The 9,716-nt window shown below is 67.5% G+C and carries 9 protein-coding genes; 4 read left to right on the top strand and 5 right to left on the bottom strand.

The window, feature by feature from the left end; translation table 11 throughout:
- Nucleotides 1-220: 220 nt before the first annotated feature.
- From GF405_02425 to GF405_02415, 3 genes are all read right to left on the bottom strand, one after another.
- Nucleotides 221-1,324 carry a tetratricopeptide repeat protein gene (locus GF405_02425; protein ID MBD3367015.1) on the bottom strand — a complete coding sequence of 368 codons (1,104 nt, stop codon included), beginning with the start codon at nt 1,322-1,324 and terminating at the stop codon, nt 221-223.
- 61 nt (nt 1,325-1,385) lie between these two features.
- Nucleotides 1,386-1,751: a response regulator gene (locus tag GF405_02420; GenBank protein ID MBD3367014.1), complete on the bottom strand. Its 366-nt coding sequence runs from the start codon at nt 1,749-1,751 to the stop codon at nt 1,386-1,388.
- Nucleotides 1,748-3,031, bottom strand: coding sequence for a PAS domain-containing protein (locus GF405_02415; GenBank protein ID MBD3367013.1), 1,284 nt, complete (start codon nt 3,029-3,031; stop codon nt 1,748-1,750). The genes GF405_02420 and GF405_02415 overlap by 4 nt, the downstream gene beginning before the upstream one ends.
- Nucleotides 3,032-3,413: 382 nt before the next feature.
- On the opposite strand from GF405_02415, the gene GF405_02410 reads away from it, so the two are divergent.
- The 3 genes from GF405_02410 (at nt 3,414) to GF405_02400 (ending at nt 6,559) form a co-directional block, all read left to right on the top strand.
- Complete coding sequence (locus GF405_02410; protein ID MBD3367012.1) at nt 3,414-4,223, top strand: mechanosensitive ion channel; 810 nt, start codon at nt 3,414-3,416, stop codon at nt 4,221-4,223.
- A gap of 94 nt (nt 4,224-4,317) precedes the next feature.
- On the top strand, nt 4,318-5,199 hold the full coding sequence (locus GF405_02405; GenBank protein MBD3367011.1) for a hypothetical protein: 882 nt from the start codon (nt 4,318-4,320) through the stop codon (nt 5,197-5,199).
- A gap of 103 nt (nt 5,200-5,302) precedes the next feature.
- Complete coding sequence (locus GF405_02400) at nt 5,303-6,559, top strand: peptidoglycan DD-metalloendopeptidase family protein (protein MBD3367010.1); 1,257 nt, start codon at nt 5,303-5,305, stop codon at nt 6,557-6,559.
- A gap of 101 nt (nt 6,560-6,660) precedes the next feature.
- On the opposite strand, the gene GF405_02395 is transcribed toward GF405_02400, so the two are convergent.
- Both GF405_02395 and recG read right to left on the bottom strand, forming a co-directional pair.
- Nucleotides 6,661-7,206, bottom strand: a complete 546-nt coding sequence (locus tag GF405_02395) for an HDIG domain-containing protein (protein MBD3367009.1) — start codon at nt 7,204-7,206, stop codon at nt 6,661-6,663.
- A gap of 26 nt (nt 7,207-7,232) precedes the next feature.
- A complete protein-coding gene (recG, locus tag GF405_02390) occupies nt 7,233-9,323 on the bottom strand; it encodes an ATP-dependent DNA helicase RecG (protein MBD3367008.1) in 2,091 nt (696 codons plus the stop codon).
- 282 nt (nt 9,324-9,605) lie between these two features.
- Here recG and rpmB point away from each other — a divergent pair.
- Nucleotides 9,606-9,716, top strand: a 111-nt coding sequence (rpmB, locus tag GF405_02385; protein MBD3367007.1) for a 50S ribosomal protein L28, incomplete at its 3' end; no start/stop codon positions are given.

The raw sequence follows: 9,716 nt of genomic DNA, 5'->3' as shown, positions 1-9,716 counted from the left end.
GGGTAGGCCCAGTGGTCGACCGCGACCGAGGCCGGGGGCCGCGCGTCGTCTCGCGCCGGTCGTCCCTCGGTCGCGGCGCCCGGAAGGGCCGCGGCGACGAGCGCAGCGGCCACGAGGAGAAGCGGGCGGAGCGGTCGGTCCCGTCCCACGTACACGCGCGTGTCCTTTCCCTCAGAGATCCGGACCAAAGAGGAGCCGCGACAACGCCTCGAACGGCCGGTCAGTCGCCGGTCTTCTTCCTGCCCCACCCGGAGCCGCCCGCTCTGCGATACGAGTCGGTCGCGTCCGCTTCGCGGCCGAGGCGGTCCATCACGAGCCCGAGCTGGTAGTGGACCCTCCGGTCGTCGGGGTCGTCGGCGGCCGCCCGCTTGAGATACCGCTCGGCGTCCTTGAGCCTGTCCATCGCTGCGAGGGCGGCCCCCATCTGGTAGCAGACGTTCGCCGACTCGCCCTCGAGCGACAGCACGCGCTGGAACGACGCGACGGCGTTCGAGAAGAGCCCGCGCCGCGCCCGGACGACACCGAGACGGTAGTGCGCGTCGGCGTTCTCGGGATCGAGCCGGACGGCCTCCTCCAGGGCGTCCTGCGCCGCCTCTTCCTCCTCCGCGCCCAGGAGCGCCGTGCCGAGATTGTAGTGGGCCTCCGCGCTCTCAGGTTCGATGTCGGCGGCGCGCTGGAACTCGGCGATGGCGTCGGTCAGCATCCCGCGTTCGCCGTAGATGGCGCCGAGGTTGAGGTGTCGCTCCGCGTTGTCCGGGTCGATCTCGATCGCCCTCTTGAACGCGAGGATGGCGTCGCGCGACCGTCCCAGCCGGTCGAGCGCGTAGCCGAGGTTCGTGTAGGCCTTCGCGCAGTGATCGTCGACCTCGACGGCCTTCCGGAACGCTCGCTCGGCGGCCTCGAACTCGCCCGCCCTGGAGAACGTGACGCCCAGCCTGTAATGCGGTTCCGGGTCGTCCGGTTTGAGTTCGATGGCCCGCAGGTGTTCCTCGATCGCCTCGTCCCTCCGGCCGAGGAGATCGTGGATCCGCCCGAGACTGTAGTGCGCCTCGGCGCTGTCGGGCGCGATCCGGACGGCGCGCTCGAACTCGACGCGCGCCGGCTCGAGGAACCCGAGCCTCCGGTAGCACGTGCCGCAGGCCAGCATGGCGACGTGGTCGGTGGGGCACCGCGCGGAGAGCTGCTGGAGCACGAGCACGGCGTCCTCGTAGCGGCCGGCGTCCATGTAGTCGCCGGCGAGGTCCCAGAGCGCCTGGACCTCGTCGCCGCCCCGGAGCGTCCGGCGGACATCCCGCTCCACGCTCGTTGTGGTGTGTCGTTTCAAAGCCAGCTCACCGCCCCCCGGCCGCCCGAGCCGGCCGTCCGGCGCGCAGACGCCGCACGGACTATGCCTTTCCGCGCTCCTTGAGCACGGTCTCGATCGTCGTCTTGAGCTCCGTGAGGTCGGCCGACTTGACGACGTACGCGTCGGCCATCCACGAAGCGAAGTCCTGCTTGTACGTCGAGTAGGCCGAGTTCAGGATGACGGGAAGGTCGCGCCGCTTCTCCATGATGGTCCGGAGCGCGTCGATGCCGTCCATCCCCTCCAGCCTGATGTCGAGCACGACGAGATCTGGGGGCTCCCGGTCGATCATCTCGAGAGCCTCCTCGGCGCTCTCCGCCGTCGCCACCTCGTACCCGTCGCCCTTGAGCTCCGTCTCGTACAGCCGTCTGATGTTCTTCTCGTCATCGACGACAAGAAGCTTCGTCATGCGTCACCTCCTCTTCCCCCGCCGGTTCCGCCGTTCGGGGGCGGCGCGTCGCCCGCGCCTTCGTTACCGAGCATCTTCCTTCGTTCCACCTCGGGTGAGCTTCTGACGACGGGGATCCTGAGCTCGAACGTCGTGCCCTCCCCGGGCGTGCTCGACACCGAGATCGACCCGCCGTGGTTCTCGATGATCCGTCGCGTCACGGCCAGTCCGAGGCCAGACCCTGTCTTCCGCGTGGTGAAGAAGGGGACGAACAGCTTGTCGACGACCTCCCTGGGGATCCCCTCGCCCGTGTCGCTGATCGACACGACGATCCGCTGACCGTGCTGCTCCGTCCTGACGGTGAGCGTCCCACCGTCCGGCATCGACTGGATGGCGTTCGAGATCACGTTGAGAAACGCCTGCTTCAGCTGATTGGCGTCGCCCATCGTGACGGGCAGGTCGTCCGACAGCTCGCCGACCATGCGGACCTGTGAAGACAGCATCCCGTGAGAGACCAGCTTGCGTACGTCCCGCAGGATCCTGTTGATGTCGACCGGACCCAGGACCGGCTGCAGGTGCCGCTCGAGCGTCAGCTGATCGCGGAGGATCTGTTCGAGCCGCGTGACCTCCTCGAGGATGATCTGCGAGTACTCGCGCCGCGGATCGTCCTCGTCGAGCTTCTCGTGCAGCTGCCGTGCGAACCCTCCGACGGCGATGAGCGGATTCCGGATCTCGTGCGCCACGTTGGCCGCCATCTGGCCGATGCCGGTCAGCTGCTCGACCTCGCGGAGCTGGCGCTGGAGCTGGAGGCGGTCGGTCACGTCCTTGATGTACTGGATCGCCTGGACCGTCCTGCCCTTCTCGTCGTACACGGGGAAGGTGTAGACGTCGACGCCCTTCCGGTGATAGCCGCCCGTGAGCTCGAGCTGGGAGACCAGCGCCGGCTTGCCGGTCGCGAAGGTCTCGTGCGCCGGACAGAGCGGGCAGGCCTCCTCCCCCCGGCAGTAGACCTCGTAGCACGGCTTCCCGACGAGTTCCTTGGGCGACTGCCCCAGGAAGGCCGCCTCGGCCTTGTTGACCGCGACGATCCGGAAATCCCGGTCGACGATGATGAGCCCGTCGGTGATGCCGTCGAAGATCGCCTGCAGCTGGCGCTTGCTCTTCTCGATGTCGCTGCGGCGCTGCTCGCTCCTGCTCCGGACCCCCCTTGAGACGAGCCAGCCGATCAGGCAGCCTATCACGAGGGAGAGAGCGCTCAGGACGATGAGGCGCGACACTCCGAGCGCCAGGATGAGGAGCATGCCGGTCGTCCTCCCCGCTCTCGAGACTCCGGTACGATGGATGCGTCCCCGGCCCCGCACGACGCGCCACAGCGCCGTCAGGGCCCGCGCACACCGCGGTCATGGTAGTGCTCGTATCACACGGTGTCAAGCGGGATTGCCCCGTGCCATGGACGCTTCAGGCGATGTCGGACAGGATTGGCGCGGCGGTGCCGGAGCGGACGAGCAGGCTGTCGGCCTCCCCGTCGGGGGCCGCCCCAGGCGTCAACGACCGGAAAAGCCGTTGACACCGCCATCCCGAAACCCGTTATCTGATGTTGCATCTAATGCCCATCGCCCGAGACGGGGCGGAAGCCAGGAGGCCCGACGGGGCCAACGCGCACAGAGCATGACGGAGGTTCAGATGAGCTGGGACATGACCATACCGCACACCAATGTGACGATGCTCCAGGTTCTGACGGCGGCAATCGTGCTGATCGTCGGCCTGATCGTCGCGCGCATCATCGTGGCCGTCTTCAAACGGTCGCTCAGACGCTCCAACCTGTCCGAGGTGCTCATTGAGTTCCTCGGCCGTTTCTTCGGTGCGCTGCTCTATGTTCTCGTCATACTCGTCGTGCTCAGCACGCTGGGTGTGACCGTCGGCTCCGTGCTCCTCAGCCTCTCCGCGGTCGTCGGCTTGATCCTCGGCTTCGGCATGCAGGACACGGTCAACAACCTGGCGTCCGGCACCTGGATCGCTGCGCTCCGGCCGATCGACATCGGTGAGTACGTCGAGGTCAACGGCATCTCCGGCACCGTCAGCGGAGTCGGCATCATGGCCACAGAGCTCAAGACCCCAGACAACAAGTTCATCACGATCCCGAACGCACAGGTCTGGGGCAGCGCGATCACGAACTACACCCGCATGGACACGCGTCGTGTCGATGTCTCGTTCGGCATCACGTACGGAGACAGCGTCGACAAGGCCTACGAGGTGGCGATGAACCTCATGAAGTCCCACGACCTCGTGCTGGACGACCCGGAGCCGGCCGTGCTCGTCACGGAGCTCGGCGACTCCTCGGTCAACCTGGCGATGCGCGCCTGGGCGAAGACCGAGAACTACTGGCCGGTCAAGATCGCCCTGACGCAGGCCATCTACGAGGCCGTCCCGCAGGCCGGGCTCTCGATGCCGTTCCCGCAGCTCGATGTCCACATGACGAAGGAACAGGGCTAGGGAAGCAGCCGTTCTGTCTCCCGGGCCACGAGCATCCGCGCGGCGCCGGCTCCTTCGGGGGTCGGCGCCGTCCATCAGACAGGGAGGTCCCATCATGAGACGTCTGATCGCATTGAGTCTCTGCATCGTGTTCGTCGCCGCGGCGGGACCGGCCGCGGCCCAGGACGAGGAGGGCTGGAACGTGGCGTCGGACATCAACCTGACGCTGACGCAGAACGCCTACAGCGACAACTGGGACGGCGAGGAAACGGGGTCGATCTCGTGGGCCCTGACCGCGAACGGCCTCGCCGAGCGGAGCTTCGGGGAGTCGATCCTGAACAAGCACACGCTGAAGCTCGAGTTCGGACAGTCGCACCGTCAGGACCCGGAGACGAACGAGTGGAAGCGCCCCGAGACCTCGACCGACGTCATCGACTACGAGACCGTGGTCCAGTTCACACTCGGCTGGTTCGTCGACCCGTTCGTGGCGGGCCGCGTGGAGACGCACTTCCTGGACAACCGTTACGCGAACGAGACGATGTCCCTGAACCCCGTGCTCTTCACCGAGAGCGCCGGCGTCGCCCGCGCCGTCTTCAGGACGGACGAGCGCGAGTGGACGAACCGGATCGGCGCGGCCTTCCGGCAGCATCTCGACCGGAACGTCCCCGGGGACGGCGACGAGCGGGAGACCGAGACCACGACCGACGGCGGGCTCCAGTTCGTGAGCGAGCTCCGCACGCCGATGGCCGAGGACCGCATCACGCTCTCGAGCCGTCTCGAGCTCTACCAGGCGCTCATCAACTCGGAGGAGGACGAGGAGGGCGTCGGAGACGAATGGAAGTCGCTCGACGTGACGCTGGAGAACACGCTCGCCGCCTCCATCACGGACCACATCAAGGTCAACCTCTCCCTCGACCTGCTCTACGACGAGCAGATCGACCCGGACGTTCGCTTCCGGCAGACGCTGGCGCTGGGGCTGACGTTCAAGGTCCTGTAGACACTTTGGCGCACGAATGCCAACGATAGACCGTGAGGCGTCCCTCAGGACGCCTCACGATGTCTTGACACTCCCCTGACATGTCCGTATATTTGCCCATCTGATGCAGAGACCGACACTGACACCAGCGGCCGCCAGGCCCTCGGCGCTTCTGGCGCACTTCAACCGTCTCCCGGAGACGGCGCGGTTCTATTCCGTGCTGTCCGCGCTGGTCGTCGTGCTCTGGGTCGCGTCCGGTCTCACCGTGCATCAGGTCACGGAGGGCGCCCGCCCGATCCTCAACCCCAGATCACCCATCCTGACCGAGCTGTCCCCCTGGGGCCGCGTCCTCGAGGAGGGCGGCGAGAGCTACCTCGACTCGGGCTTCGACATCATCGGCGTCGTCACGCCGCTCCCCGAGGAGACCGCATCGCACGATTACATCGCCTCGCCCGGCGAGGACCTCGAGACCGTGGCGTCGGCGCACGGCATCGACCTCGACCTCCTGGCGAGCGCCAACAACGTGAGCTACGCGCGCACGCCGCGCCGCGAGACCCAGGTGCGCCTGCCGCTCATGTACTCCCGCGAGCGCCACTGGGACCGTTCGCTCGAGTTCCTCTACCCTCTCGCCCGCAGCGGACCCATCGGGGGCAACGGCAAGGCGAACCAGGGACCGCCCAAGATCGCGCGCCACGCCGTGGCCCGCGGCGAGTGCCTCTGGACGATCGCGAGGAAGTACCACGTCCGCATGGAGACGATCGTCGCGATGAACGACCTGCCGAGCGCCAGGTATCTGCGACCGGGGCAGATCCTCGAGATCCCCGACACCGACGGAACCTACATCACGATCAAGAAGAACGACACGGTTGACGGTGTCTGCAAGAAGTACGACATCGAGATCACCGACCTCGTCAACGCGAACCCGGGGGTCGACGTCCACGCTCTGCAGATCGGCGAGCGGCTCTTCGTGCCCGGCACGCAGGCGCTGACCGAGCTCTTCCGTTTCGGCTGGCCCGTCCACGGCAGGATCTCGGGGCGGTACGGCCACCGGATCCACCCGGTCTATCACCGGAGGATGATGCACACGGGGCTCGACATCGCGGCGGGATACGGCTCACCGATCAGAGCGGCGCTGACCGGCAGGGTCGTCTTCGTGGGATGGAAGGGCGGCTACGGAAGGACCGTCATCGTCGAGCATCCGAACGGCTACGAGACGCTCTACGGTCACTGCTCGAAGATCCTCGTCAGCCGGGGCGAGACGGTCAAGCGCGGCGACATCATCGCCCGCGTCGGATCGACAGGCATCTCGACCGGACCGCACGTCCACTTCGAGGTGCGCGAGCACGGGAAGCGCATCAATCCTGAGCGCATGCTCTACTAGCGACGCTTCGGCGACGACCGACACACGCGCCGGCCCGTCTCCCCGGGCCGGTTTTCTTTGTCCGGTCGCGCCGGAGTCGGCCCCGAGCCCGCGCCGCTCCCCTACAGCCCGAGGTCGTCCGAGATCCCCTGCATGGAGGCCAGCGCTATGCCGACGAACTCCTCGAGCGGGATCCCGAGCTCCGTGCAGGAACTGATCTGCTCCCGGTTGGCACCGGCGGCGAAGCGCTTCTCACCGTAGCGCCGCATCACGAAATCGACGTCGACCTCCTTGAGCTTCTTCGTCGGGTGCATGAGGGTGGCGGCGACGATGAGCCCGGTCACGGGGTCGCTGGCGTAGAGCGCACGGTCCATGGCGCAGTCGCACGGGACGCGGCTGTTGTGCGCCTTGACGGCATGGATGATCGCGTCCGAGCAACCGGCCTCCTCGAGGCGGTCGGCCGAGACGAGGCCGTGCCGTTCCGGGTCGTCGGCCGTCTCATCGTAGTCGAGATCGTGCACGAGCCCGGCGAGCGCCCACGTCTCCACATCCTCCTCCAGCCGCTCCGCCAGGCCCCGCATGACGGCCTCGGTTGCCAGCATGTGCTTCATGAGGTTCCTGTTCGAGCAGTGCTGCTTCACAAGCTCCAGCGCTTCCTCGCGCGTCATGCTGCGTCTCCTTCCTCTGATGGAGTCTAACCGGTCTCGAGCAGCCCGTCGGTCCGCTTGAGACGCCTCGCGGCAGCCTGCCGGATGACCGTGCCCTGCTTCGATGCAAGCTCCGGGTCCTCGCCGAGAAATGCGAAGGCGTCCTCGCGGGCCGCGGCCAGAAGCCTCGTGTCCTTCGTCAGGTCGGCCACGGCGAAGCGCGGCAGGCCGTGCTGCCTGACGCCCAGAAACTCGCCCGGGCCACGGAACTCGAGGTCCTTCTCGGCGATCACGAACCCGTCGTTCGTCTCGGCCAGTACCTGGATGCGCTCCCGCGACTCGGGCGAGGCGGCCGGTCCGACCATCAAGACGCAGTAGGACCTGTGCGTCCCGCGGCCCACGCGGCCGCGGAGCTGGTGCAGCTGCGCCAATCCGAAGCGCTCGGCGTGCTCGATGACCATGACGCTCGCGTTCGGAACGTCGACCCCGACCTCGACGACCGTCGTCGAGACGAGGAGGTCGATGTCCCCATCCTCAAAGCGACGCATCGTGCTCTCCTTCTCCTCGGGCGCCATCCGCCCGTGCACGAGGCCGACGTTCGCATCCGGGAAGACCTTCGTTCTCAGGGTCTCGTACATCTCGGTCGCCGCCGCCAGCTCGATCTTCTCGGACTCCTCGACGAGCGGATAGACGATGAAGACCTGCCGGCCCTCGGCCATCTCCTCGGAGAGGAAGCGGTAGACGCGCTCCCTCGCCGACTCGTCCCTGACGGCAGTGACGACGGGCTTTCGGCCCGGCGGCATCTCGTCCAGGACCGACACATCGAGGTCCCCGTACGCCGTCAGGGCCAGTGTCCGGGGAATCGGCGTCGCCGTCATAACGAGCACGTCCGGGGCTCCGCCCTTCTCGCGGAGCCCCGCGCGCTGCACAACACCGAAGCGGTGCTGCTCGTCAACGATAGCGAGCCCGAGCCTTCCGAAGGTCGTCCCCTCCTGGATGAGCGCGTGCGTTCCGACGACGGCCCGCGCCTCCCCCGACCCGATCGCGTCGAGTGCTTCGGATCGTTCCGCGGCCGGCATCCCGCCCCTGAGGAGCACGACCGGCAGGTCGAGCGGCTCGAGCAGGGCCGAGAGGTTCCTTGCGTGCTGCTCCGCCAGGACCTCGGTCGGCGCCATGAGGGCCGCCTGGTAGCCGTTGACGGCCGCCTGGTGCATGGCGGCGGCCGCGACGACGGTCTTCCCGGACCCGACGTCGCCCTGGAGCAACCGGTGCATCGTTCTGGGAGCTTCCATGTCGGCCCGCACCTCGCGGACGACGCGCCGCTGCGCGTTCGTCAGATCGAACGGCAGCGTACCGAGGAACCGCTCGTACGAGGCATCGTCCCAGACGAAGGCGACGTGCGGTCCCTCCTCCGTCCGCGCCATGCGGCGCAGACCCACGAGGATCTGAAAGAGGAAGAACTCCTCAAAGGCGAGGCGTCCTCTCCCCCCGGCCGCGTCATCGAGCGACGAGGGGAAGTGCACGGAGTGCATCGCGTCCACGAGACCGGGCAGCCGCCTGCGCTTCCGGACGTCGGCCGGGAGCGGGTCGACCAGCTCGTCCACGAAGCGGTCGAGGGCCGACTTGATGAGTTTTCGGATCCTGCGCCCCGAGAGGTCTCCGATCTGGGAGTACTCCGGGACGATGCGGCCGGCGTGCACGAGCTCGGTCGACTCTCCCTCCTCGATCTTCTCGAATGAGGGGTTCGTGAACTCGATCCTCCGGGCGTACTTGTCGAAGCGCACCTCGCCCGAGAGCACGACGCGCGTACCCGTCGTCAGGACGTTCTCGAGGTAGGGCTGATTGTACCAGCGGGCGAAGATCGCGCCGGTGTCGTCCTCGAAGAGGGCGACGAAGACCGTGCGCTTGCCGCGCCGTGAGACGCTCGACGAGACGACGCGGGCCACGACGGTCACGCGGTCGCCGAGCTTGAGCTCGTCGATCGCGACGATGCGGGACCAGTCGGTGTAGGCGCGGGGAACGTAGTAGAGGAGGTCCTCGATGGTCTCGACGCCGGCGCGCGCGAAGAGGGCGGCGAACTTCGGCCCGACGCCCTTCAGATAGCGCACCTCCGACCGGAGCGAGGTTCTCTGGGGGATGGCGCCCTCCCTGCCTCACGAAGCGAGTGTCCTCGGGAAGGGGCCACGTCCGGCCCTTCCCTCGCAGGATTCTAGAGGAGGCCCGCCCCGCCGTCAACGCTGCCCAGGGGGCGGGGTTCCGTCCGGGCGGGCAGGGCCCGCCCGGATTCGGCGCCGGAGAACATGCGGCCCGCCCCGACGCACCGGGAATGACGTGCCGCCCTCCGCTCTCCCCGAAAGGACTTGCGGGCCGACACCGGCTGTGGTAGATTTAAGATTCGTGCTTGAATCACGGAGGATACCATGTCGAAGCGATGCGAGATCTGCGGCAAGAGGCCCCGGGTGGGACACAACGTCAGCCACTCGCACAACACCACGAAGCGCAGGTGGCTTCCCAATCTCCAGCGGGTCAAG

It is taken from the genome of Candidatus Effluviviaceae Genus V sp., assembly GCA_014728125.1.
GTDB lineage: Bacteria > Joyebacterota > Joyebacteria > Joyebacterales > Joyebacteraceae > WJMD01.
The sequence above is the reverse complement of the archived record's forward strand: the minus strand, read 5'-3'. Positions and strand labels throughout refer to the sequence as shown.

Bases quoted from the DNA above. Each gene is read 5' to 3' on its own strand.
- GF405_02405 (MBD3367011.1), top strand. From the start codon at position 4,318: ATGAGACGTCTGATCGCATTGAGTCTCTGCATCGTGTTCGTCGCCGCG.
- GF405_02395 (MBD3367009.1), bottom strand. From the start codon at position 7,206: ATGACGCGCGAGGAAGCGCTGGAGCTTGTGAAGCAGCACTGCTCGAAC.
- GF405_02410 (MBD3367012.1), top strand. From the start codon at position 3,414: ATGAGCTGGGACATGACCATACCGCACACCAATGTGACGATGCTCCAG.
- GF405_02415 (MBD3367013.1), bottom strand. From the start codon at position 3,031: ATGCTCCTCATCCTGGCGCTCGGAGTGTCGCGCCTCATCGTCCTGAGC.
- GF405_02400 (MBD3367010.1), top strand. From the start codon at position 5,303: ATGCAGAGACCGACACTGACACCAGCGGCCGCCAGGCCCTCGGCGCTT.
- GF405_02420 (MBD3367014.1), bottom strand. From the start codon at position 1,751: ATGACGAAGCTTCTTGTCGTCGATGACGAGAAGAACATCAGACGGCTG.